We start from the raw sequence: 24,115 nt of genomic DNA on the forward strand, positions 1-24,115 counted from the left end.
CCGTTCTCGGATTTTACTGCTTTCGATGGTGAAATTAAAATAAAAACAGACATGAGCAAAAATCGCTCACGTCCGTGTGTGGTAGATGAATTGGAGCTTACCCCAACATTTGACAAAGAACCTGAAATATCTGGTGATGCTGGCTGAGGAAAAGAATATCTCCCACGCAGCGGAAAAACTGTACATCACCCAATCGACCTTGAGCACCTTTATCAAGCAGATGGAAACAGAGCTGCACACAAAGCTGTTTGCCCGCAGCTCTCGAGGCATTTCCCCTACCCCTTCTGGCCAGGTCCTGATCGACCATGCCAAGCGGATGATCCAGGAATTCCAACTAGCCCAAAATGAAATCTCGGATCTGGAAAACCTGCGGACCGGGGAAATCCGCCTGGGCATCAGTACGTTCAGAGGGACCTATATCCTGCCCCACGTGCTGAAAAGCTTCCATCAGCAGTATCCTGGGATCACCGTCACTATTTCAGAAGCCAATACCATCGATCTGGAGCAGAAAATCATCGATGGCGTATTGGATCTGGCCCTTGTGACCATCCCCTATCAGGTTATCAAAGGCCCTGCTCCCGAACCCTGTATCCGGGACGAGATCAGTCTGGTGACTCTCCCCAATCATCCCATCCTGGAAAGAGCCTTTACGGATCCTGTTACCGACCGACTTTCCATCGACATCAACGAAATCGTCAAATATCCCGTGATTATGCAACGGACCAATACCGTCTTGGGGAACTTGGCTGGGAGCCTTTTTGCCAAATATGGGATCCGTCCTCATTCCCATCATACCAGTTCCACGCCTTTGATGGCATTTTCCCTAATCCGCAGCGGATTGGGGATCGGTTTTTCCTTTACCTCTACGAAAGCCTATTATCCGGATCTAGTCTATCTGGCTCTGAAACCGGCCGGACTGTATGTAGATCTGACCCTCGTCTATCCCCATCATTACGTTTCCAAAGCCTGTCGGGCTTTGAGCCAGTGCTTTTATGACTACGGAAGGAAAAGCCTGGAAAAATACGACACAAAAAGAAAGGCATCCCACCCTTGAGGAAAGATGCCTGCATATCCAACGCCGTCAAAAATGCTCAAGCATGACAAAAAGGGGCTGATCAACGTGAATCGTTCTCTCACGTTGATCAGCCCCTTCCACCGTGTCTCCACACGAACATATGTTCAAGGCTGGTGGAGATGAGGGGAGTCGAACCCCTGTCCGAAAGCATTGCTATGCGAACTTCTCCGAGCGCAGACTGCATATTTTATTTCGCAGCCCCTTTGCCTGCAGACGGGCCAAGGAACATGCTATCTCGATGGGTTTCCCTGCCCTCCTCCGAGAATTGGAAGACAAGTATCCTGCAAGTGTCGTCTATTCTTCTTCAGCAGGAATGAAGAGGAAAGACGTTAGCAATTTAAGCTGCTAAAGCGTAAGAATCGTCTGCGTTTATAACGCGTTTCCACCGTTTAATGGGGTTGGCGGAATCCCAGCTCGCTTATCGCACACCATCTACCCCCGTCGAAACCGGTACATCCCCGGGTTTGATGTGTATATAATATTATAGCACCGAAAAAGTTGAATCGTCAATGGGAAGGAGAAACAAGGTGTGAAAAGGGGGGCTGCTTAGCCGAACAAAACTGACGTCTGACATGAGCCGCTCTTACTCCAGCAGTCCGCTTTCTTTCCAGACGCGGGTCACTTTTTCTCTTTCTTCATCGGTCATGGGACACAGGGGTAGCCGATAGGGGCCGGCGTTGAAGGGAGTCATCCGGGTGACGGCTTCCTTGATGGGGATGGGGTTGCTCACCAGGAACATGCTCCGAGCCTGGGGCACCATCACCTTGTTCAGGTCCCGGGCTTTTTGGACTTCGCCCCGTTCGTAGCTCTGCATCAGGTCCTGGAGGATCTGGCCGTTCACATTGCTGAGCACGGAGATCAGCCCCACAGCGCCTACACTCATAAAGGGCAGGATCAGGCCGTCGTCGCCACTGTAGATGGAGAAGTCCTCCGGCACCAGGCGGTACAGCTCTGCGGTCTGGGCCACATTGCCGGCTGCTTCCTTGATGGCCACGATGTTCTTGCAGTCCCGGGCCAGCCGGGCGATGGTAGCCGGCTGGATGTTGCTGCCAGTCCGCCCCGGCACGTTGTAGATCACGATGGGCAGGCGAGTGTTTTCGGCGATGGTCTTATAGTGGCGGTAATACCCTTCCTGAGAAGGTTTGTTGTAATAGGGCCCTACCACCAGGACACCGTCGGCGCCCACTTTTTCGGCCAGCTTGTTCATTTCCAGCACATCGGCCGTATTGTTGGATCCGGTGCCAACGATTACCGGACCTCTGCCATTGACTTTGGCGATGACTTTTGTGAAGAGTTCTTCTTTTTCTGCGTAGGTCATGGTGGGGGCTTCGCCGCTGGTCCCGCTGACCAGGATGGCGTCGGAGCCGTGATCCAGCAGCCAGGAGGCGAATTCTGCCGTCCCGTCCGCATTCAGGGATCCGTCTTCATGGAAGAAGGTCACCATGGCTGTAATGAGTCTTCCGAAATAAGGTTTCTTGTTCATGCTAACCACCTTTTTACGATTGGAAAGCAGCGTGCAGGGCATTGACTGCTTCTTTTACCTGTTCTTCCCGTACGATGGCGGAAATCAGGTTGTCAGAATCTGTTGTTTGCAGGATCTCGATGCCGGCTTTCGCCAAGGCATTAATGAAACGGGCCATGATGCCAGGGACACCGCCCATATGGGAACCCACCACGGTGACCTTGGCACAGTTTTCCACTTTGGTGTACACGCAGTGTTCTGCCTGCAGGACTTTTTCCGCATCCGCCGTAGCGGCACTGTAGACAGCGAACATCAGGGAATGGGGCTGGAGGCTCATGGTACCGATGCTGACGCCATTCTTGGCCAGGGTATCGAAAAGGTCCGCTCCATTCTTACTTTCCAGGTTTACCGAGAAGAAGGCGATGTTTCCTTTGCTGGCCACCCCACAGGCATGGTTCTGTTCCAGGGAATCGGTCTCTTCCATTTCCTTAGGCTGATCGTCTTTGCTGATCAGGGTCCCAGGGGCTTCGGAGAAGGTGCTCTTCACTACCATGGGGACGCCGTAGCGCATGACAATCTCCACCGCCCGGGGATGGATGACCTTGGCGCCCTGATGGGCCATTTCCCGGATTTCATCATAGGAAATCTGCTTGATGATGTGGGCATCTTTCACGATCCGGGGATCGGCGGTCATGACCCCGTCCACGTCCGTGTAGATTTCCACTTTGTCCGCATGGACAGCTACACCGAAGGCAGCAGCGGAGGTATCGCTGCCTCCCCGGCCCAGGGTAGTCACGTTCTTATGGTCAGCCGTCACCCCCTGGAAGCCGCAGACCACAGGGATGATCCCCTGTTCCACCAGTTCCAGCAGATTGTCCGGTTCCACGGTGCGGATCTTGGCATTGCCGTATTCTTCATCGGTGATCATGCCGGACTGGCCCCCGGTAAGGGCTTTGGCTTTCAGGCCGTGTTCCTGCAGGGTGGAAGCCATGACCGTGGAAGAAATGATTTCTCCGCAGGCCATCAAGAGATCCAATTCATGGGGAGCTGGGTTGGGATTCACGCTTTTCAGCATATCGATCATGGTATCTGTAGCAAAGGGATCCCCTCTCCGGCCCATGGCAGAGACAACCACGATAGGGGCATACCCCTGATCGATGGCTTCCTGGACTTTACCTACCACTTTTTCCCGGGATACGGGCGTTGCTACGGACGTTCCTCCGAACTTTTGTACAATGATTTTCATATTAACCTCAGGCTCCCCTCAAAATTCTCGTCGTTCTTCTCTTTCTTACAGCCAGCCGTTCTTCACCATGGTTTCTGCAATCTGCAGGGTGTTCAGGGCGGCCCCTTTGCGGATCTGATCCCCTACGCACCAGAAATTGAAGCTGTTGGCAGCGGATTCGTCCCGTCTCAGACGGCCTACATACACATCGTTCTTGCCGGAAGTGTACAGGGGCATAGGATAGATCTGCTGGGAAGGATCGTCCTGGAGCACCACGCCAGGGAAGTTGGCCAGGGCCTTGCGGATGTCTTCCAGCTCCACATCATGTTCCAGTTCCACGTTGACCGATTCACTGTGGCTCCGGTAAACCGGCACCCGGACGGTGGTAGCAGTGACCCGCAGGTCCGGATCGGAGAAGATCTTCTTGGTTTCGTTGACCATCTTCATTTCTTCTTTGGTATACAGGTTATCCAGGAAGATATCGATCTGGGGCACCAGGTTCAGAGCCAGAGGGAAATGCTTTTCTGCACTGGCGCTGGGGAAGATCTTGGCGGTCATTTCTTCGCCCCGGGCGGCTTGTTTGATCTGGTTTTCCAGTTCGTCCAGCCCGTCTTTGCCGGCGCCGGAAGCTGCCTGATACGTGGAGACGATGATCCGTTTGATCCGGGCCAAGTCGTAGATGGGTTTCAGGGCCATCACCATGATGATGGTGGAGCAGTTGGGGTTGGCGATGATCCCGTGATGTTTGGTGATATCCTGGGGGTTCACTTCCGGGACAATCAGGGGCACATCCGGATCCATCCGGTAGGTGCTGGAGTTGTCGATGACCACGGCACCGGCCTTCACAGCAATAGGAGCGAAGGTCTTGGAGATGCTGCCGCCGGCGAACAGGGCCACATCCACTCCATTGAAGGAATCGGCTTTGGCTTCTTCCACTTTATAGGTCTTGCCCCGGACGGTGAGTTCCTTGCCAGCACTGCGAGCAGAAGCCAGCAGCTTCAGGTTCTTGAAGGGGAAATCCCGTTCGTTCAGCAGATTAATGAATTCTTGTCCCACGGCGCCTGTAGCACCCAGAATTGCCAAATTGTATTCTTTCATTGTCCTCGTCTCCTTTTTTCGGCTCGTCAGTCCAAAATCTGATCCAGTCCGTATACCAGGCCTTTGCGTTTTACCATGGTCCGGCAGCCCCGCATCACTCCGGGCATGTAGCATTCCCGGCTCACCGGATCATTGCGCACGGTGAGGGTCTCGCCCATGCTGCCGAAGATGATTTCCTGGCTGGCCACGAATCCAGGCAGCCGCACGCTGTGGATCCGCATCCCTTCATATTCGCTGCCTCTGGCATGGGGCAGTTTCTCTTCTTCATCCGGGTTCCCCTGCTGGACGAAGCCACCCCGGACTTCCGCTAGTTTCTGGGCGGTGAGGATGGCCGTACCGCTGGGGGCATCCAGTTTTTTGTCATGATGCATCTCGATGATTTCTACCTGGGGGAAGTATTTGGCCACTTCGGCAGCAATCTTCATCATTAGGACAGCTCCCATGGAGAAGTTGGGGCATACCAGGACACCCACATTATTCTTTTCCGCAAGGCCCTTCAGTTCGTCCAGGTTCTCTTGGGTGAAACCGGTGGTCCCTACTACGGCATTGACGCCAGCGTTCAGGATGGTTCGCAGATTCCCCATGACCACGTCCGGCCGGGTGAAATCCACCACCACATCAGGCTTCCGGGTTTCCAGGGCCTGGGCCAGGTCCGTATCTACCGGACAGCCTTCCACGGTTTTGTCTTTGCCGAATACATCCACGGCGCCTACCAGTTCCATATCCTCCTGCTGCAGGATGGTCTGCACCACGGTATGCCCCATTCTGCCCAGGGCACCGTTTACCATTACTCTGATCATTTTCTCCATCTCTCCTTTGATTTCCTTTGGGAGACAAAAAAAGCAGGTCATTGAGGTGAGCCCAATGACCTGCAACAAAAGAAGCCGCTCCTGCTCCCGCAGGGGACTTGGTTCCGTTCCCATTGATAGCTCTCCACCCAAAGGCGACAGTCTGCAGGTTGTTCACCTGCATCCCAGCATAAGCGCGCACCCGCAGCTCTGCTTCGGCGGTTCCCCTTTCGTTCCCTTCCTCGGTGTCCCTCCGGGAATTACTGATGTTTTCCGCGCCTCTATCTTTTTGTTCAATTATGGTTACAGTATAGGAGTTTCTGCCTATCTTGTCAACCTTTATTCCAATGCCTTTTGAAATTTTTTCAATCACGGAGACTTTTCCGCAGCTCTGCCTGGGTCCGGCTGAAGAAATTTGTTAATTCTTTTACAAATTGCTGGGAATACACCGTGCTGTCAATGGTGCTCCGCTTGGCGAAGATGGCTTTTTGCTGGGCCAGTCCTTGGCCCTCGTAGCTGTGGAGAGCTTCCATCATCCCTTCATAGGTGGCCCCATAGCTGTAATCCGGGGTGCTTTCCATCTGCCGGCCCAAGGCCAGGTAGAAATCATTCCATTCTTCCGGGGTCAGCTTTTTCTGGAGAGCTGCCATACAGCCCCGGATCAGATGGGCCTTCAGATAGATGTATTCCCGCAGGGCCGTTTCCCGCTGTTCCGGGAACAGTTTGAACCATTCATAGAGCTGGTAGCCACCCCAGTCCCCCATGGTATCCACGGTACTGATCATTTTTTTCCATTTGTTTTCCGTCATATGAAATGCCTCATTTCGTGGTGCTGCCGAAACCGCCGCTCCGTTCCTGTTTGGGAGCTTTGGCGTCGTCATCGGCCAGCAGATAGGTATAAAAGATCCCCTGGGCCACCCGTTCCCCTTTTTCCAGGGTCACAGGTGCATCTCCGTCATTGGCCAGGGCCAGCAGCAGATGGCCTTCATTGTCGGGATTGTTGTAGTAATCTGCATCCACGATGCCCTCGTTGTTCACCAGGCGCAGATGGCGCTTCACTGCCATGCTGGAGCGGATATGGATGCCCAGGTATTCATTGTCCTGCATATAGGCCTTCACTCCGGTGGGGACCATTTTTTGGCTGTGGGCCGGGAGAATCACTGTTTCTGGCAGGTAGATGTCGTACCCGGCGCTCCGGGCGGTCTGCCGGCTGGGAAGGGGGAACTCTACGTTCTTATAGGAAGTAATTTTTTCAAAACCACGGATTTTCATTTTTTGGCAGGCTCCTTTGTCTTTTCCATGCCCCAGGCCTGGATTTCTTTTTCCAAGGCAGCTACAAAGGTCTTGGGGGGAATGGGGCTGAATCCCTCTTTGATCTTTTTCTTTTCCAGGCTCTTCCCTTTCCGGGTCAGCACCTGAATCTGGTGGATCCGGTAGGTATGGTCTTTTTCATTGATTTCGACCGTCATGAGGCATTCTTTGGCCGAATCGGACTCTTTCAGCTCTTTTTCATACAGATGGTCCAGCAAGCGGATAAAAGAAGGGCTTTTCAGTACCGCCCGGGCAGAAGCCTGGGTCAGGGACAGATCCCGGGAATCCTGCCGGAACGAGGACAGATCCGTATAATAGGCTCCGGAAGGGTTTTCTCCCAGGAGACTCCATTCGGTGGGTTTGGCAGCCAGGGCGTTTCCCCCGCTCCATAGGGTGAAGCAGGAAAAAACCAAGGCCAGCAGTTGTTTTTTCATAGGCCCACTCCTTCACATTTTTTCGTCCCTTCATCTTATAAAATCCCCTGGGAGAAGTCAAGGGTCCATCACTGGCTTCTTTTTTTCAAGATGGCCAGGGCTTGTTCCAGATATCTTTCCTCCACATCGATATAATACAGATCCCTGTCGATCTTTCCCCGGGGGCCGAAATCCCGGATATCCAATTTGGCCCCGCAGCCGCAGGCAGGCGCCTCACTGGGCAGAGAAGTGGAAGAAAAAGGGATGCCGGCTGCTTTCAAGGCGGCTTTGGCCTGCTGCCAATCTTTTTGGCAGCCCTTTTCTTTGTAGACAGTGATTTTCTTTGAAAAAAAGCCCATATCTTGCCTCCTTTTCCATCTATCATTACTTGGGACGCGTCTTCTCAGGGACGGATCCACCAGCTCATCATCATAGCTCCAGCAGCTCCGGCTGCCTGGAGTTCCGGGAACCGCTCCGGGGTCACTCCCCCCAGGGCATAGACCGGGATGGGGCTCTGGGCACAGATTTCCCGGAGCTGCTCCAGGCCCTGGGGTGGCAGGCCCGGCTTGCATTGGGTGGGATAGATGTGGCTGAAGGTGCAGCAGGCCGCCCCCAGTTTGGCCGCTTCCAGCACTTCTGCCAGGCTGTGGCAGGAAGCCCCCAGTTTCCCGTGGAACCCCCGGCGCTGCTCCGGCGTCAAGCTGCGGAGAGCGACCATAGGCAGCTGGAGCCCTTCCGGCTGGAGCTGGCAGGCCGCTTCCGGGAAACTGTGGAACCAGCAGGGAATCCCGGCTGCCCGGCAGCGGGCCAGGACTTGCCGTCCCAGGGAAAGGTAAGCTTCCAGGGGCAGGTCTTTTTCCCGCAGGATCACCCCCGCCGGCCGTTTTGCCAGGATCCGCTCCAGCTGGTCCCCGAAGGGAAGCTGGCTCAGATGGCGGTTGGTGATACAGAAGGCAGGGAAAACCTTACACATCTTCATCCCAGGGGTTGATCCGGATGGGTTCTTTCCGGAGCATGGCCTGCTGTTCCGGTGTGAAATGGCTCCGGCTGATCACTGCTTCATAGACGAATTCCCGGAAATATTTTTCGGTGCAGATGAAATAGCCGTCCTTCCCCACTTCCTTGCCCCAGGAGTTCTCGATTTTCCACCGGGTGGGCCGTCCGTTAGCATCGAAATCCACTCCGGTGAGGAGCATGGCATGGGTAGCGGAACTGGCTCCGTATTCCAGCCGTTTCCCCTTGGGCATCTCCAGGGAGAAACCGCCCAGGAGTTTTTCCACCTGGACGCTGTCCGGATCCCAGATGCCTTCCTTCCGGGCTCCATAGGCCCCTGCATCACAGGCGAACCATACCGGGTCCCCGGCCTGGAGCTGACGGATGCACAGGTCCTCTAGGGCTTCTTGGGACAGGTTCAGGGCGGCCATATCTTTCCCCACCATGTTTTCCACTCCGTGGAAAACCACCGGCCTATCCATTTCCTTGTCCGGGGTGGGTTCGTTGATCACCGGCACATAGGCATCCAGGGCTAGGCCCACGTATTTTTCATAGAATTCCCGGGGTGTCAGGTTCCGGTCGCAGTGATACTGTTTATCCTTGTCCCGCCAGGCGAAATCGAAGGTCTCCACCGGGGCTCCGAAGGCGATGCACTCCGCCTTATAGACTTCCGCCAGCATCTCCTTTTTCCGAGGATAGGGGTCCTGTCCGGCCTGGATCAGTTCCCGCAGTTCCAGGGCATCCTTCCGCAGCAGCCGGTTCATGGCAGCCAGGAACCGGTCCGTATGTTCCGACTGGTAGGTTTCCGGGTGAGATGCCTTAGGGACCACTCCATATTTTTTCACCAGATGGGCGGCTTCGCTCCAGTAGCCTCCGTCCACCATGCCCCGGAGCACATACTGCATGCTCTGGCCTTTTACCGGTTCCCCGGCTTGCTGGATCACCATTTCCAGGAAGTTATTGGCTTTCTCCAGTTTGTCGTAGAAGCTCAGGTAGTTCTGGGACAGTTCGAATTTTTCCAGCCCGCATCTTTCCGCCACGATTTCCCGCAGGATGTTCAGGGCGGCAAAGAGCCAACAGCGGCCGGATTTTTGTTGGGCGGTGATGCCCCGAGTCTTCACTTCCACCGCAAAGGGACCCTGGTGGAGAGCCGCTTTCATGGGCACAAAGGACAGATCGGCCAGATCGGTCTTAGCCAGAGCCCCATTCAGGGTCTGGGACTCCCGGTCTTTTTCGTAGGCGGTACGGAATTCCTGCAAAAGTCCAGCGTCGATTTCTTTCATAGAAGAACATTTCCTTTCTTTATCAATGATTTTTCCAGGCAGCATTTCATTTCTTCAGGGCGATCCCGGCTCCCAGTAGCATGAGAGCCATGCCCGCTGCCATAGACAGGGTAATAGCCTCCCCCAGCAGCAGCCAGGCGAACACCGGGCTCAGGGCCGGTTTGATGAAATAGGTCAGGCTCCCCAGGGTGATGGAGCCATATTCCATGGCATGGAACCAGCAAAGGACGGCTACCAGGGTGACGCCCAGATACAATACCAGCACCCAGGGCAGATTGGCCCAGGTGTATCCAGTCACAAGGGAGATCCGGGCATAGCGGGCCAGCCCATGGGCCGTCAGGAACCGGGCCGCCGCCGGGATATGGGTACACAGCGCCAGGGCAAGCAGCTGGAGGCCGCTCCAAAGGAAGGTCCAGGCAGTCACTGTCACGCTGCCCAGGGTCAGCATCAGTTTCTTGCCACCCACGGCATACAGGCTGTAGCCCAGGACACAGATGAACAGCCCCAGGAGACCGAAGGGGTCCATGGTCATATGGAAGGGATCCACCAAGACTCCGATGGCCAGCACCTGGAGACCCAAGGCGATGATCTCGTTCCGGGTGATGGGCGTCCCCAAAAGGAGGGCCGCCAGCACCGTGATGAAAAGAGGCGTACTGGAAAAGATTACCGCCGTATGGCTGGCCCCCAGAGCCACTGCAGCCATCTGGTACAGGGGACCCACGATGGTGATACCCACAAAGCCCAGAAGGAAACAGGCCTTCTGCTGCGCCACAGTGATCCGGGTGTGCCGGGCCGCCAGCTGTTTCCGGCTCCAGGGCAGGAGGCAGAGACCGGCCAGGAAATACCGGGTGGCATTCACCTGGATCCCGTTCAGGTCTCCGTTGATCTTCTTCATGCAGATTTCCGTCAGACAGAACAAAAGTGCGGCTGCCACCATGCACAAAATGGCTTCTTGGCGTTTGGTCATCGGTATTTTTCCTTCCATTATTTCAAATTTCGGCGTTCCAGCAGGTAGCCCTGGGCACTGATGACGCCTTTTTCCTTCTGATCATAGCCTTCTCGAGTCCCCTCCAGCAGAGTGAAAATCAGCAGTTTTCCCTCTTCCGGCTGGTATTGGAGGTCTTTGCCCTCCACTTTTCCCCCGGAAGGATATTTTTTCCGCAGATGCTGCAGATAGGCCGGAGCTATGGGCAGACTGTATGGGATATTCCCCTCTCCGGAAAAATGCAGCTGATGGTTTTGGATGACGGCTCTCCCCAGGAATACCACCCGGGAATAGCCGCTGACCGGCAGGCTCTTCAGAGGGTGTTCATAGCGGCAGTATCGGGAGGCAGGCCGGCGCTTCTCTTTTTCTGGGACGGGCAGGGTGGCCAGGAACGAGGATTCCTTGATCTGCTCAACCAGGGGATACCGCCACCGGCTGGCGGACCGGACCAGATACAAGTAGCTGCTGCGGATCCTTTCCCCGTCTTCTGGAGAGATATCTTTAGCGCTCACCAGTTCCCCCTCTTGGAGCAAGTGGTTCCGGGTGATAGTTTCTTCCAGGCGCTGGGCCTGGACCCAGGCGGGCAGATCCACCAGGTTCAAGGGCGAAAAGGCCAGTATCCCGCTGAGGATTCCGCACAACAGGTACAATTTCCGGGGATTTCGCTTCGTGATGCCCCAGAACAGGACACAAAGCCCTGTAAAAGTGCAGCAGAGAGAAAGATACCGAAAACTAGTGATCCCATAGGCTTCCAGCCGGATCCAGACACCCCTCAGCTGGGCCGCCACCACGGGAACCAGCAGGAACGCTCCCCCCTTCAGGACTTTTTTCACCCATGGTGTTTCCTGTTCCGGAAAAGAAAAATAGAACAAGGCGTAAAAGGCCAGGGCGCAGGACCCATAGGGATTCATGATGCCCACCGGCAAAGCCCCTTCCCGCAGGCTTTTGCCCAGAAAGACGTAGAGTATGCCCACCAGGATCACCGCCGCCGGCAGCAAGAGGTTCCGGCAAAGGGACGGGTACCAGCCCGGCAGCTCCAGAGCTTCATCTTTCCGGGGGATCTGGGCCAGCAGCACCTGCCAGGCCGCCGTCAGGGACAGGACACAGGACAGCCACAGCCATCCCAGGGAAAGCTGGGGATATAAGAGCATCTTGATCCCGGAAAGGACGATGCCCAGGAGCATCTGGACCAGCATCCCCAGCAGCAGGCTTTTGCCAAGGACCAGGAGAAACGCGGGAAAAAGGCTCTTCCGTCCCTGAGGGGTATCGCAGAAAAAGAGAGTCAGGGCTGCGGACAGGGCCACAGTGCCGCAGCTGCCTATGAACAGATAATCGTTGAAAGAGGGGAGCTGTTCCATCCCTCGCCAGAGCAGGAGGAAAAGCAGGAAATTGGCTGCTTCCCTACGGGGCTCGATCCGGCCGTATTTTTCGTTATACAGCCGCCAGGGCACAGAAAAAAGCAGCACCAGCAGGGCGGCCAAGAGACCCTGGCTGACCACGGTCCATTGCATCCACTGGGCTCCCTGTCCCGTGGCCGTGAGCACAAGGGAAGTCAAACAGATGCCCCAGCTGCCCAGAAAGGCCGTCTTGAAACGCTGGTTCCTCTCCCAAATCTTCCTGCACCAATTGCTGATCCTGCCAAACATACGGGTCCCTCCTCTGGCTTTTTGCCTTTCTCCGGCTTCTGCCATGCTGCGTTCATTCCTGCTCTTTTGCGTTCGAGTTCTTTCGGTTCAGATAATCCACCACCTGGGGGGATAGATCCACGTACAGGGTTCCCAGGGCGTAGCAGCCCAGGTCATAGGGCTGGTAGATCAATTCCACCCTGCCCTCTTTCTCCAGGCAATAGTTGTCCGTCACTTCCGCATTGGACCAGCCGATGGTGTCGGAAAGGAAAGTCTGCTGCTGGGACACCCGTTGATTCCGGCTGTTGAGGATGGGCTGGGTTAAGATGATGAACTTGTCATCTGGTGCCAGTTTCACAAAATGGGACAGAGGCAGTTTCTTCCCATCCGACTTGCGATAGGTCAGCCCCTGGGTATAGGTGAATCCGTGGGCAGCCCCCATGTGGTACCGGTATGAAGACAGGGTCAGGGATACCACCTTGTCATCTTCGTACCGGACCTTGTAGGAAAAATCTCCCTGGTAGAATTTCCCGGCTCGATATTCTTTTTGGAAATCGGAGACATAGTGGAAAATATCCTGATTGATGGCTTTTTCCGCTTGGGCGTTTTTGATCTTGACTTCCGGATATTTCACGGTGCAACTGATAGCTTCGGCCCGATGTTCCTTCACCCGGGCCAGGGCTGTCCCTAAAGGCAGCCCCCACAGCAGTCCCAGGCAGAGACCGGCTGCAGCCGCTTTTTGCAAAGGATTGGAAAACTTATTGATGTGCATAAAAAGCCCTCCCTTCATGTCTCCCTTGAGGATACCACAGGGAAGCCGTTTCGGCAAATGAAGAAAAAGGAAGACGGCTCCAAGTATCGCGGTGGCTAACCCACCACCATTGCAAAGGAGGATGCTGCCCACGCAGCACCCCCCTTTTTTCACCGTTCTGCTTGTTTCTTGAAATACTGGAACAAAATCTTGCACAGTTCCTTGGCTTCCTCTTCGTTGAGGGTGATCCCTTTCCCCATCTTTTCCCGGCCTGGGGCCCATTCCCGCAGATCGAACTTGGGCTTTGTCCCATTATAGGAGACCCGGTTGATTTCTTTCTGCCAGCCGCTTTTGCTGGTGGAAAGCACCCCCAGTTCCTCCACCAGTTCATAACTGAAATCTGGATTGTTCCTGCCTGCCATCTTTTTTCCTCCTTGTCCGATTGATTTTCCTTGCTCTGTTCCATTATAACGGAGATTCCCAGTTTGGGAACCCCCTTCTGTCAACAACGGCACTTTTTCCGTCATTTCATCCGGCCGTTCCGGGTCCGCCACTCCGGTTTCTGCTTCCTGGACCCGTACTTCAGCCTGACGGAGGGACTGGGCCACCAGCTCTTCATAGCCGGTGAGGGCGGCAAAGGGGGCGAACTGGGCAGCCCGCAGTTTCCGCTGCATCCGGGGGCGGAACCGGATTTCCGGACGGGACAGATGGAGGATATCCCCGTAGCTTTTCATGCCCGATGTCCCCCTACCTGCCGGTTCCGTTCCTGGGTCATGGCTCCCTGGAGCAGGTTGCTGCCCCGGAGCAGGGCGTTCTTCCCATACAGTTCCTGGATCCGCAGGATGGTCTGCTGGAGTTCGGCCTCCCGTCCCCGGCAGGGCGGAGTGGAAGGTCCCTCGAAGAGGCTGGTCTCCTGGATCAGGATGGACTGATCACGGACCGGCCGGATGTGCTCTGCCGTCAGGGTCACTTTGCGGACCAGCAGATGGGGATCGCAGATCCGGTCAAAAAGTGCCAGGACCTCCTTCCGGAGGGTCTGTCCGGAAGCCGTATACCCTTCCAGCAGCCGGCAGGACCCGTGGGCATGGGCAGGGATCAGCCGTCCGTAATGATCGGTGACCACTTTTCCCCGGTACGATCGGCGCCGTTCCGGATCTTCCAAGTTGCACCGGTCATAGCCCAGAGTGAGCACCAGCTGGTCCGTCACCCTCTTTTTCTTCACCAGGTCCAGGGCCAGGAGATCCGCCATTTCCCAGACGATGAGACGGGCCTTTTCCCTGGCGCAGGGCTGCTGGAGCACCTGGCCCGACCCCAGGCTGCTGCTCTGGGGTCGATAGGCCCGGATATCCTGGAGGGTGCAGGGTTCCCAGCCCCAGGCATGGTCGATCAGTAGTTCTGCATTCACCCCGAACAGGTGGTAGAGCAGGTCCGGATCCTGGAGGGACATCCGGGCTACGGCCCCCATGGTATACATCCCGTACTGCCGGAGCTTCCGGGTGATCCCCGGCCCGATGCGCCAAAAGTCCGTCAAGGGGCAATGGTCCCACAGTTTCTCTCGGTACGCCTGCTCCGTCAGAGAAGCAATCCGCACACCCTCCCGGTCCGGTTCCATATGTTTGGCCACAATGTCCATGGCCACCTTGCACAGATACAGATTGGTCCCGATGCCGGCAGTAGCCGTGATCCCGGTCTCCCGGAGCACGCTGCGGATCATCTTCCGGACCATGGTATGGGCGCTCCAGCTATAACTTTTCAAATAAGGAGTCAGATCCAGGAGGACCTCGTCCACGGAATAGACATGGATATCCTCCGGCGCCATATACTGGAGATAGATTCCCACTACCTGGGCGCTTTTTTCCATGTACCGCCTCATATGGGGGACGGCGGTGATATATTCCAGTTCCAGCCGAGGGTCTGCTTCCAGCTGGGAATACCGATACGAACGACCGGTGGACTTCCGGCCCGGGCACAGGGCCCGGCGCAGAGCATTGAGCTCTTCCACCTGACTGATCACTTCAAAGAGTCTGGGCCGGCCGGGGATGCCGAAAGCCTTCAGGGCCGGCGAGACAGCCAGGCAGATGGTCTTGTCCGTCCGGCTCTTGTCCGCTACCACCAGGCAGGTATCCAGAGGGTCCAATCCCCGTTCCACACATTCCACCGAAGCGTAGAAGGACTTTAAATCGATGGCTGCATAGATCCGCTGTTGTTCCATTTGCCCGCCTCCTGTTTTGTTCAGAATATGAACACGTGTTTGTTATTATCATAACACAAAAAGGAGGCCACGGCAAGGTATGTCCTCCTTTTTATATATACACGATTTTCTCCCCAGTGCATTCCTCGTCCCTGGGGCAGCCAGCTTCAGATTTCCAGCATCCAGGCTGATCCGCAGTTTCTTCCGCAGAAACGGATGATTGTAATTTATTTTAATTTTTACAGTATTATTGTTTTATTTTGTTTTGTTTTAGTATGTTTATTGTATACGCATAATAAGATAGAAAGCAAAAGATTTATTGAAAAATATTCTTTACAAGAGCACTGAAGTGGTCTGAACTTGATAAGTAAAAAGATATCCTTCGACCCATAATAAGGAGGCTGATGACAATGGAGAAGCAGGAACTCAAAGCACTTGCCTGCCAGATCATCGACGAACATCATGATCAGATCATGGCACTGGGAGACAGTATTTTTGCAGAACCGGAAACCGGATGGAAAGAATTCAAGACGGCTGAAAAGATCAAGAAAGTCTTTACAGAGCTGGGCTTCCCCACCAAAGACAAGCAGTGCATCACCGGCGTCATCGCCCAGGTCAAAGGCAAAGAGAATAAACTGAAAGTCGCCGTCATAGGCGAATTGGATGCTTTAGGGCTGCCGGAAAGTCCCTATGCAGATCCGCAGACAGGTGCCGCCCATATGTGTGGGCACCACTGCATGATTGCCGCTCTGTCCGGGGTGGCCTATGCGCTGCATGACGGGCGCATTGCCGGGGCCCTCAGCGGCGACGTAGCACTGATGGCAGTCCCGGCCGAAGAATTCATCGAAATCGGCCACCGCAATCAGCTCCGCCGGGAAGGCAAGATCAAGATGTTCGGTGGCAAGCAGGAATTCATCTACCGAGGCCTCTTGGATGATATCGATATGATGGTCATGCAGCATACCACTCCCACCGAAGGAGAACAGGAAACACCCGTCAAGGCCAATGTAGGCGGGATCTCGAACGGATTCGTCAGCAAGGAAGTATGTTATATCGGCAAGGCATCCCATGCTGGCGGTGCCCCGGAAAAGGGCATCAATGCCCTGAATGCCGCAAAGATCGGGCTGGTGGCCATCGACGCCCAGCGAGAGACATTCCGGGATGAAGACCATATCCGGGTCCACCCCATCATCACCAAAGGCGGTGATACGGTGAACATCGTTCCTGCGGATGTCCGTCTGGAGACCTATGTACGGGGCGCCTCCATCGACTCCATCTTAGATGCTTCCGCCAAAGTGAATAGGGCACTCAAAGCCGGTGGCTATGCCGTAGGAGCCGAAACGAAGATCGATGAGATCCCCGGCTATCTTCCCATGGACCCCTGCCCTGCCATGCAGGATTTGATGTATGCAAACCTGACCGCACTGCTGGGGAAGGACCATGTGGCCCGTCATATTCCCTTCAATGGAGGCAGCACCGATGCAGCGGATGTGGCTGCCCTGATGCCGGTGGTCCATGCTTACGTGGGTGGAGCAGCCGGCAGGGCCCACACCAAAGACTATCACATCGTCGATAAAGAACTGGCTTATATCACTGCCGCAAAGGCCCTCATCATGACGGTCATCGATCTTTTGGCAGATGGAGCGATCAAAGGGCTTGCCATCAAGTACGGATTCAAACCGGCGATGACGAAGCAGGAATATATCGATAAGTGGGTGAACCAGTAAGACAAAAAAGCCAAGAAAGGGAGTCGATACCATGAAAGAATTTTTCAAAGACTGGAAGATCCATGTACTCTGCGCCGTCCTTGTCTTTAAAATGGGCCGTGCTGCCGTAGGGTGTACCCTCTCCACTTCCCGGGAATCCACCATTGCAATCATCGGGGAGCTGTTTGGCTTGGACAGTGAAGAAGAGATCGGCGTCATGGGCGGCTATGTGACGGGGACCGTCCTGGGCACAGTGTTCTTTGGGCTGATGGCTTCCATCTGTGCCCATACAGGATTTTTCCATCCCTATGCCTTGGGAGCAGCCTGCGGAGTCGGATCCGCTTCCATGATGTCTGCTTCCTTAGGGGCTCTGGAAGTCGAATTCCCCCAGATGGCAGAACAGATCCAGACCTATGCCTATACCTCCCAGGCCCTGACCAACGGAGACGGCATGCTGATGAGCCTCATCCTGACCCTGCCCATGACCAATTGGCTCTATAAAAAATGTGCCCACATCCGGGGCATCGATACAGAAGTCACGCCCACGGTGGAAATGGTCACGGACAGCCAAGGACTGGCTGCCGCAGGCCAGATTGACGATCAGGAGGGAGGGACGGAAAAATGACGAGACTCGTTATGCTTCTCAAAGGATGGTGCGTCACGGGAGTCCTGGCAGCCATCTGCAATTATATCTATACCCTGCGCATGAACAATCCGGCTAAAGTGGTGACGCCTTTTGAAGCGGCCCCCGGCCTGCTGCTGATGCTGGGCATGATTATCGCCAGCCAGCTGTGCCACAAGCTGATGCAAAGGATCGCTCCCAGCGTAAAAGCTCCCGTGGTCCTTTATATCACCCTGATCGGCATCCTGATCACAGCCCCTGGGCTGTTCCCGTTTTCGGGGTTTGTTTATAAATCCATCGGCAAAATCAGCCTGCTGCCCCTGTGTACCCCCATCCCGGCCTATGCAGGGATCGGCGGCGGCAAAGACCTGAAGACCTTTAAGGAGCAGGGAATTGCCATCATCGCCCAGCTGGTGATGAAAGGAACGGGGGTCATTTGATACGCAAGAAAAGGTGGGTGTGAAAAAATTCACACCCACCTTTTCTGATTCAGTCAGCAGCCAGCAGCTTCACCCGCTGGGCCACCTTTTCTCCGGTCAGGTTGGACAGAGCATCCAGCAGCCGGATGTGGAAGGTCCCCAGGCCCGGACAGTCCTGAGCAGCGTCTTCTCCAGCGATGCCCAGGGCCGCTGTGCCCAAGGCCGCAGCAGCCAAAGAGGATCCACAGGCATGCCAGGTCCCGGCCAGGGCTCCGGCCATGCAGCCGGTCCCTGTGAGATGCCCCAAGAGCGGGTTCCCATTGGCGATGCCCAAGGTCGTTATTCCGTCCGTCACCAGGTCCACTGGACCGGTGACCAGCAGCACTGTTCCATGCTGCCGGGCATACTGGCCAAAGATTTTTCCGTCGGCGGCGAAATTTTCCTGCGTCACCGCATCTTCTGCCCCCGCATCCACCCCATGGGCATGGGCGGAAAGACCGCAGAGGGTCCGGATCTCCGAACTGTTCCCCTTGATGATCTGAGGCCGGTTGTGCTCGATGAACTGCTGGGCGTACACCAGCCGCAGGGTACTGCAGGCCACTCCCACCGCATCCAGCAGGATGGGAATGCCCCGTTCATGGGCCTTTTCTCCGGCTATCTTCATGGCTTCCAGCCGTTCTTCGTTGATATTCCCCAGGTTCACCACCAGGGAATCCGCCGCCTCCGTGATTTCTTCCACTTCCTGGGGATGGGAAGCCATGGTAGGGCTCCCGCCCACGGCCAAGATGGCGTTGGCACTGTCATTCATGGTGATGGCATGGGTCATGCAGTGGATCAGTGGTTCATTTTCCCGCACCCTGGACATGATGTCCATAAAGGTTCTGGGCAGCTTGCTGATGGCTTCCCCGGTCATAGATATTCACTCCCAATTTTCTCTGGAATTCCAACAAGGTCCCGTTCCGGGACAGGATGGTGAGCAGCCCGAAGGCAATGGAACCGCCGATGAGAGTGCCGGCGATGAAGCTGGGCACATAGAACATCCAGGAAAGGCCAGTGCGCCCCATGAGGATCTCCATGACAGGATAGGACACCATGGCCCCGATGATCCCAGTACCGATCACTTCACCCAGGCAAGCAGCGATGATCTTACCCCCGCTGGCCCGGTAGAAGATCCCAGACAGGGCTGCTCCGAACACCGCTCCGGTCAGTGCCAGGGGCGGGATCCCCATCACCGTCATGCGGATGATGCCGATGAGGGTGGCACACAGGAGAGAATACCAGGGACCCAGCATCACCGAACAGGTGATATTGATCAGATGGGCCATGGGACACATGCCCTCCACCCGCAGGATGGGAGAAATGACCACACCCAGTCCGATCATCATGGACAGGAACACCAGGCGCAGGACTTTTTGCTGTTTGCTTTCCATAAAAAAATCCACTCCTTTATAGGCCGGCAGTCCGGTCCTTCAGGCGTGGAATCGATTCCATTTTCCGTACCCATCCTACAACGCCTAAAAGACGGACTGAGCCAGTCGTAACGGTCGGTACTGTGGTACCCTCTCAACCCGGCACACGGGCTCCCTCGCTGTAAAATGAATACCGATCCAGGGCGCTCCCCCTCGATCGACCTTTAGTATAGCAGATTGGATACAATCCTTCAAGGCTTTTTCTCTCCTGGCAGCTTTTCTTTGATGGTTTGCTTCAGCATCTCGTCATCGACTGATATATTTTCTTCTACATATTTCCTGACATCATCTTCCTTTTCCAAGATTTTCGCCGCGGCTTCATGGATATCCTTCTTTAATTCATCCGTATCGGCTGGGCTGGCTTCTCCCAGCTTTCGAAACAGTTCCGTTTCCTTCCGGGTGATTTCCAGATTGGGAGACTGCTTCTTAAGGGAAAGATGAATCATTTTGCGCCGGAAGAACTTCTCCGCAATGATATTGCTGTGTTCTCGGATCCAAGCAATAAGGAGAACAGCCAGCAGGACCACGCCCATATATCCGAGGACTGGATACATGACCCCGATCAGTTTCTTGAAACCAAAGAAGCTGCATACATACCCTGCGCCGACAATGCCCACCATCATAATCCGCATCTTTCGGGTGCTGCCACCGCTGAATCTGCGGGCAATGGAATAATAGAGAGAAAAAGCCGTATTAAAGATCAGGGCAAAGACAGTGACCGCATAAAGGGTAGCCAGCCAGGGATGGATGTGATTCACGATAGACAGCATTGGCATATCAGCTTCTTTGATTTGGTCGATATTGACAAACAGAGACGCAGCAGCTACCAGTACGATGATTCCGATCAGCATACCTCCCAAAGACCCCCCTTTGGCTGCTACCCCTATGCAGACCACTGATCCTCCCAGGATAAAAGCCATAGATACCCCTGTCATAGCACAGAGCGCATAATAGTTGACCACTGACAGCCAGACATTTCCAATAGCCGGATGGATGGTACGGGCTGCCTGATCCAGCATATCCAGATCATAGGATTTTCCCACAAAAGAATAAACAGCTACCAGCAGGATCATGAGAATCATCACCGGAGTAAATATGCCCAGTACTCCGGTGATCTTATCGAAATCCAGAAAAGAGACAACGGCTATCAAAAAGGAACACAGCAGCCCCCCGATCCATAGAGGAAGACCGAATTGCTGGTTCAGATTGGCTCCGGCTCCAGCAACCATCACGAACCCCATAACAAAACTGCCTGCCACAAGGACACCATCAAGGATCCGGTTGATAACAGGATGGGCAATCTGGGAGAATACTTCTGCATGGCTGTCAGCTCTGTAGTAACAGCCAAAGGAAAGCATGATTTTCCCAAAGCAGGCATTCAAAACACCCAGGATCACTACGCCCAGCAGACCGGTTTTCCCAAAACAGAGGAAGTACTGCAACAAATCCTGTCCGCTGGACAACCCCGCTCCTACAATGACACCGATATACGCAAATGCAATTTTCCATGATAAGCGATTCATAACTCCTCCTTTAAGAAATAATAGGAAACGTTTCGTTATACGGGATACGCAGGCGCCAGTTCAGCTTTGTAGTCCCTCTTCCCCTATCCCAGCTTGCCCGCCAGAGCCGAACGCAAAATGTACTTCCGACATTGGAAATACACCGCACCCAGCACCACCGTGGCGATCAGCCAGCTCACCGGATAAGCCAGGATCAGAGTCAGATAATCAGGATGGGCCGCAAACACCGTATAGATCCACACCAGCCGGACCCCGCAGATCCCCACCAGGGCCACGATGGCCGGCGGCAGGGAATAGCCATAACCCCGCAGGGCCCCGGAAAGGATATCCATGACCCCGTTGAGATACAGCATATCCGCCACCCACCAAAGGCGCAGCACCCCCAGACGGATGACTTCCGGATCATGGTTGAAGAAGCCAATGATGTGTTTTCCGAACAGCAGGATGGGGACCGTGATACACAAAAGAAACAGCCCTTCCACCCAGAAGGCCGCTTTGGTAGTAGCCAGGCACCGGCTCAGCCTCCGGGCCCCATAATTCTGCCCGACGAAGGTGGTGGTGGCCTGGCTGAAACCGTTGACGAAGCAGTAGATATTGAATTCGATGATCACTGAAGCCGCGGCCGCGGCCATGGCTGCAGTCCCCAGGCTGTTGATGGAAGATTGGATCACCACATTGCTCATGGCGAAGACCATGCCCTGGATCCCCGCCGGCAGCCCGATATAGAGGATCTTCCCCATCTCTTCCCCCTTGAGGCGCATCTTATGCCGCTGGAGCCGGATGGGCTGAGGCGTACGGCACAGAAGGACGAACAGGATGCCGGAATTGACCGCAAAAGACAGCACCGTAGCACTGACCACCCCTGTAAGCCCCCAGCCCAGGACATTCACAGACAGGAGATCCAGGGTGATGTTCAGGAGATTGGCCGCCACCAGGCTGTAGAGGGGGGTCTTTCCATCCCCGCAGCTGCGGAAGATGGCCGCTTCGAAGTTGTACAGGGTCAAAAAAGGCATGCCCAGCAGGAAAATCCGCAGGTAGGTAGAAGCCAGGTCGTAGACATCCGCCGGTACATCTAGGATCATCAGGGCCGGATGGGCAATCAGTTCCCCCACCACCGTAAGCAGCACCCCCAGGCCCAGGGCCATCACGATGGCCGTCTGGACCGTCTCTTCCACTTTTTCCTGTTTCCCGGCCCCCAGATACTGAGCAAGGGTCACATTGACCCCCAGGGAGATCCCGATCAAAAGGGTCACCAAAAGGCCGATCACCGGCATGTTGTTCCCTACCGCCGCCATGGCATTCTTCCCTACGAAATGCCCCAAGATGAACACATCCGCACTGTTGAACAATTGCTCGAAGAGCCCCATGAGCCCGATGGGCATAGCAAAGAAGAACAGTTTATCGGCAATGGAACCATGGAGCATATCCATACCGCGGTGTTTGGGCTGTGTCGTCGTGTTTGTCATAGTCCCTTCCTTTCTGCTGCAGCGATCCTGCTGTTTTATCTTACCCCGTCCTGCCGGGATCACTTCCGGTCTCCTGCCCATTCCCGGACCCGTTTCCTCACATCATCCAGGTTCAACACCCCTAGGGCGAATCCCTTCTTCACCAGCTGCTCCGGCAGGTATTCATCATATTTATCAAAGAGCGGCACCTCATGCGGATAGACCAGCTCCAAAGGATCGATTTCCTTTTCGATTTCTTCTTCCACCACCTGAAAAAAAGTCTCTTCGTCCGCTTCCATGGTGAATTGCATAAAAAAGGGTCGGAAAGGATCCAATTTCTTCAATCCCAGCTTCTGGGCGCATTTCAGGTTCAGGAACCGTTCCAGAGCCAAAAAGCCGTAACTCCCCAGCCAGGGCAGCAGGCACCACATCTTGCCTCCCAGCTGGATCAGGGGCTTTTCCGCAGCCCCCGAAGCCTTCGCGGTGAACCGGGCCTGCTGGAGCCGGGCTGCCGCATTTTTCATCAGATAGGGATAGCTCCGGTCTTCCTGGAGCACCCGGCGCATCCGTTCCAGCACTTTGGTGTGGATATCTCCGGGGCATTCTCCGAAATAAGCCGGCACCTTCCCTTTTACCAGTTTGCAGTAGATTACGTGGCGCTTCCGGTCCACTTCCAGTACCCGCCACACATGGCCGGCCAGGGCGATTTTCTCTCCCGGGGGCGGAGGCGCCACCACCGTGCCCAGTTCCTGGGAATCGCAGCGGACGGTGAATTCCTCGTTTTCCTGGAACACCCCATAGAATTTAAAGGAACGGATCACCCGCTCCCCAGCCAGGCCCACGATGAGCCCCCCCTGTTCCGTCTTTTGGATATGGTCTTCGGCAATGAGATACCGGAGCAGTACCTTGTAATCCTCCTGGCTGATCCGGTGGAAATAACTGAGCCGCAGCACCCGGTCCGCCAGGGCTGCCGGGGACATCTCCCCATTGCTGGCCAGTACGCTCATGGTCTGGTGGTACAAAAGACTGTAGGGTAGCCGGTCCAGCCGGGGCGGTTCCACCCATTTTTCCTCCAGGTACAGCTGGATCAGCGCGATGCCCTGGAGCAGCTTCCAGGGGATTGTGGCCGGCAGCATGGCCCGGATCTCTGGTTCATCTTCCCGGATCACGAACCACATTTCCGGAGGCAGGTCCCGCCGCCCCGTACGCCCCATCCGCTGGAGGAAGGAAGAGACCGTCCAGGGCGCATCGATCTGGAAAGCCCGCTCCAGCCGGCCGATATCGATACCCAGTTCCAGGGTGGAAGTGGTCACAGTAGTCAGGTTCCGGCTTTCGTCCTTCATCAGTTCTTCCGCCGTCTCTCGGTAGGAAGCTGACAGGTTCCCATGGTGGATCAGGAACCGGTCCGGCTCATGGTTCAGTTCACAGTACTGCCGGAGACTAGTGGTGACTCCCTCACACTCTTCCCGGGAATTGACGAATACCAGGCATTTCTTCCCCCGGGTGTGCTCGAAGATGTACCCTAGTCCCGGGTCCGACTGGGCCGGTGCCTGGTCTGTCTTCTGGTCCAGGACCGGCAGGGCCTCGATATCCGTCCGTTCTTCTCCCGCCTGGGCGTCTTTTACATAAAAATGCTCCATGGAAAGCCGCCATTTGGTCCCTGGGGCCTTTGCTTATGTGTGATAAAGAAGCAATAGAAGTGCAAAAAATTTTGCCGTTCCTATCCGACAC

Annotated in this window: 23 protein-coding genes, 1 other RNA gene, 1 pseudogene and 1 riboswitch; of the genes and pseudogenes, 4 read left to right on the forward strand and 21 right to left on the reverse strand. The window is 55.2% G+C overall.

Going from position 1 to position 24,115, the window contains the following annotated elements:
* The first annotated feature begins 109 nt into the window (after positions 1-109).
* The gene (locus ACTUHY_RS10355) at positions 110-1,054 is read left to right on the forward strand and encodes a LysR family transcriptional regulator (protein WP_442827652.1); all 945 of its coding nucleotides are present in this window, start codon (positions 110-112) and stop codon (positions 1,052-1,054) included.
* Positions 1,055-1,186: 132 nt separating this feature from the next.
* Here ACTUHY_RS10355 and ssrA read toward each other — a convergent pair.
* The 16 genes from ssrA to ACTUHY_RS10435 all read right to left on the reverse strand — a co-directional run bounded on the left by ssrA (position 1,187) and on the right by ACTUHY_RS10435 (position 15,221).
* Positions 1,187-1,535: a transfer-messenger RNA gene (ssrA, locus tag ACTUHY_RS10360) on the reverse strand.
* Between the two features lie 123 nt (positions 1,536-1,658).
* A complete protein-coding gene (gene dapA, locus ACTUHY_RS10365) occupies positions 1,659-2,558 on the reverse strand; it encodes a 4-hydroxy-tetrahydrodipicolinate synthase (protein ID WP_442827653.1) in 900 nt (299 codons plus the stop codon).
* 13 nt (positions 2,559-2,571) lie between these two features.
* Positions 2,572-3,783, reverse strand: a complete 1,212-nt coding sequence (dapG, locus tag ACTUHY_RS10370) for an aspartate kinase (protein WP_442827654.1) — start codon at positions 3,781-3,783, stop codon at positions 2,572-2,574.
* 45 nt (positions 3,784-3,828) lie between these two features.
* On the reverse strand, positions 3,829-4,860 hold the full coding sequence (locus ACTUHY_RS10375) for an aspartate-semialdehyde dehydrogenase (protein ID WP_442827655.1): 1,032 nt from the start codon (positions 4,858-4,860) through the stop codon (positions 3,829-3,831).
* Positions 4,861-4,886: 26 nt separating this feature from the next.
* Positions 4,887-5,660, reverse strand: coding sequence for a 4-hydroxy-tetrahydrodipicolinate reductase (dapB, locus tag ACTUHY_RS10380; protein ID WP_442827656.1), 774 nt, complete (start codon positions 5,658-5,660; stop codon positions 4,887-4,889).
* A 118-nt stretch (positions 5,661-5,778) separates the two neighbouring features.
* A riboswitch (Lysine riboswitch) is annotated at positions 5,779-5,940 on the reverse strand.
* Between the two features lie 73 nt (positions 5,941-6,013).
* Positions 6,014-6,457 (reverse strand): hypothetical protein, encoded by a 444-nt coding sequence (locus ACTUHY_RS10385; RefSeq protein WP_442827657.1) that lies wholly within the window; start codon positions 6,455-6,457, stop codon positions 6,014-6,016.
* A gap of 10 nt (positions 6,458-6,467) precedes the next feature.
* Positions 6,468-6,920, reverse strand: coding sequence for a dCTP deaminase/dUTPase family protein (locus tag ACTUHY_RS10390; RefSeq protein ID WP_442827658.1), 453 nt, complete (start codon positions 6,918-6,920; stop codon positions 6,468-6,470).
* Positions 6,917-7,393 (reverse strand): hypothetical protein, encoded by a 477-nt coding sequence (locus tag ACTUHY_RS10395; RefSeq protein ID WP_442827659.1) that lies wholly within the window; start codon positions 7,391-7,393, stop codon positions 6,917-6,919. The genes ACTUHY_RS10390 and ACTUHY_RS10395 overlap by 4 nt, the downstream gene beginning before the upstream one ends.
* A gap of 68 nt (positions 7,394-7,461) precedes the next feature.
* Entirely contained in the window at positions 7,462-7,731 is a 270-nt protein-coding gene (locus ACTUHY_RS10400) for a hypothetical protein (protein ID WP_278675792.1), read from the reverse strand.
* A 44-nt stretch (positions 7,732-7,775) separates the two neighbouring features.
* Entirely contained in the window at positions 7,776-8,345 is a 570-nt protein-coding gene (locus ACTUHY_RS10405; RefSeq protein ID WP_442827660.1) for a thiamine phosphate synthase, read from the reverse strand.
* Positions 8,338-9,648 (reverse strand): C1 family peptidase, encoded by a 1,311-nt coding sequence (locus ACTUHY_RS10410; RefSeq protein ID WP_442827661.1) that lies wholly within the window; start codon positions 9,646-9,648, stop codon positions 8,338-8,340. Before ACTUHY_RS10410 ends, ACTUHY_RS10405 begins: the two co-directional genes overlap by 8 nt.
* A gap of 46 nt (positions 9,649-9,694) precedes the next feature.
* On the reverse strand, positions 9,695-10,615 hold the full coding sequence (locus ACTUHY_RS10415; protein ID WP_442827662.1) for a DMT family transporter: 921 nt from the start codon (positions 10,613-10,615) through the stop codon (positions 9,695-9,697).
* Positions 10,616-10,632: 17 nt separating this feature from the next.
* Positions 10,633-12,279, reverse strand: coding sequence for a DUF4153 domain-containing protein (locus tag ACTUHY_RS10420; protein ID WP_442827663.1), 1,647 nt, complete (start codon positions 12,277-12,279; stop codon positions 10,633-10,635).
* A 52-nt stretch (positions 12,280-12,331) separates the two neighbouring features.
* Positions 12,332-13,030 carry a DUF4163 domain-containing protein gene (locus tag ACTUHY_RS10425; protein WP_442827664.1) on the reverse strand — a complete coding sequence of 233 codons (699 nt, stop codon included), beginning with the start codon at positions 13,028-13,030 and terminating at the stop codon, positions 12,332-12,334.
* Between the two features lie 149 nt (positions 13,031-13,179).
* Positions 13,180-13,743, reverse strand: coding sequence for a YdbC family protein (locus ACTUHY_RS10430; RefSeq protein WP_442827665.1), 564 nt, complete (start codon positions 13,741-13,743; stop codon positions 13,180-13,182).
* Positions 13,740-15,221: a Y-family DNA polymerase gene (locus tag ACTUHY_RS10435; protein WP_442827666.1), complete on the reverse strand. Its 1,482-nt coding sequence runs from the start codon at positions 15,219-15,221 to the stop codon at positions 13,740-13,742. Before ACTUHY_RS10435 ends, ACTUHY_RS10430 begins: the two co-directional genes overlap by 4 nt.
* Before the next feature lie 389 nt (positions 15,222-15,610).
* Here ACTUHY_RS10435 and ACTUHY_RS10440 point away from each other — a divergent pair, with 389 nt between their 5' ends.
* Genes ACTUHY_RS10440 through ACTUHY_RS10450 form a run of 3 tightly spaced genes read left to right on the forward strand, consistent with a single transcriptional unit; the run spans position 15,611 to position 17,968 of the window.
* Positions 15,611-16,927 carry an amidohydrolase gene (locus ACTUHY_RS10440; protein ID WP_442827667.1) on the forward strand — a complete coding sequence of 439 codons (1,317 nt, stop codon included), beginning with the start codon at positions 15,611-15,613 and terminating at the stop codon, positions 16,925-16,927.
* A 31-nt stretch (positions 16,928-16,958) separates the two neighbouring features.
* Positions 16,959-17,531: a DUF3100 domain-containing protein gene (locus tag ACTUHY_RS10445; protein WP_442827668.1), complete on the forward strand. Its 573-nt coding sequence runs from the start codon at positions 16,959-16,961 to the stop codon at positions 17,529-17,531.
* A complete protein-coding gene (locus ACTUHY_RS10450; protein ID WP_442827669.1) occupies positions 17,528-17,968 on the forward strand; it encodes a hypothetical protein in 441 nt (146 codons plus the stop codon). The genes ACTUHY_RS10445 and ACTUHY_RS10450 overlap by 4 nt, the downstream gene beginning before the upstream one ends.
* Positions 17,969-18,017: 49 nt before the next feature.
* On the opposite strand, the gene thiM is transcribed toward ACTUHY_RS10450, so the two are convergent.
* The 5 genes and pseudogenes from thiM to ACTUHY_RS10475 form a co-directional block, all read right to left on the reverse strand.
* Positions 18,018-18,812: a hydroxyethylthiazole kinase gene (gene thiM, locus ACTUHY_RS10455; RefSeq protein WP_442827670.1), complete on the reverse strand. Its 795-nt coding sequence runs from the start codon at positions 18,810-18,812 to the stop codon at positions 18,018-18,020.
* The gene (gene thiW, locus ACTUHY_RS10460) at positions 18,790-19,377 is read right to left on the reverse strand and encodes an energy coupling factor transporter S component ThiW (protein ID WP_303224981.1); all 588 of its coding nucleotides are present in this window, start codon (positions 19,375-19,377) and stop codon (positions 18,790-18,792) included. Before thiW ends, thiM begins: the two co-directional genes overlap by 23 nt.
* A gap of 230 nt (positions 19,378-19,607) precedes the next feature.
* Positions 19,608-20,939 carry a YkvI family membrane protein gene (locus ACTUHY_RS10465; RefSeq protein ID WP_442827671.1) on the reverse strand — a complete coding sequence of 444 codons (1,332 nt, stop codon included), beginning with the start codon at positions 20,937-20,939 and terminating at the stop codon, positions 19,608-19,610.
* An 83-nt stretch (positions 20,940-21,022) separates the two neighbouring features.
* On the reverse strand, positions 21,023-22,405 hold the full coding sequence (locus tag ACTUHY_RS10470) for an MATE family efflux transporter (protein WP_442827672.1): 1,383 nt from the start codon (positions 22,403-22,405) through the stop codon (positions 21,023-21,025).
* Between the two features lie 59 nt (positions 22,406-22,464).
* Positions 22,465-24,051 (reverse strand): annotated as a pseudogene (locus tag ACTUHY_RS10475) (helicase-related protein); the annotation flags it as partial.
* Positions 24,052-24,115: the final 64 nt, after the last annotated feature.

Source organism: Acidaminococcus nyctereutis (genome assembly GCF_052216985.1).
Taxonomy (GTDB): domain Bacteria; phylum Bacillota; class Negativicutes; order Acidaminococcales; family Acidaminococcaceae; genus Acidaminococcus; species Acidaminococcus fermentans_A.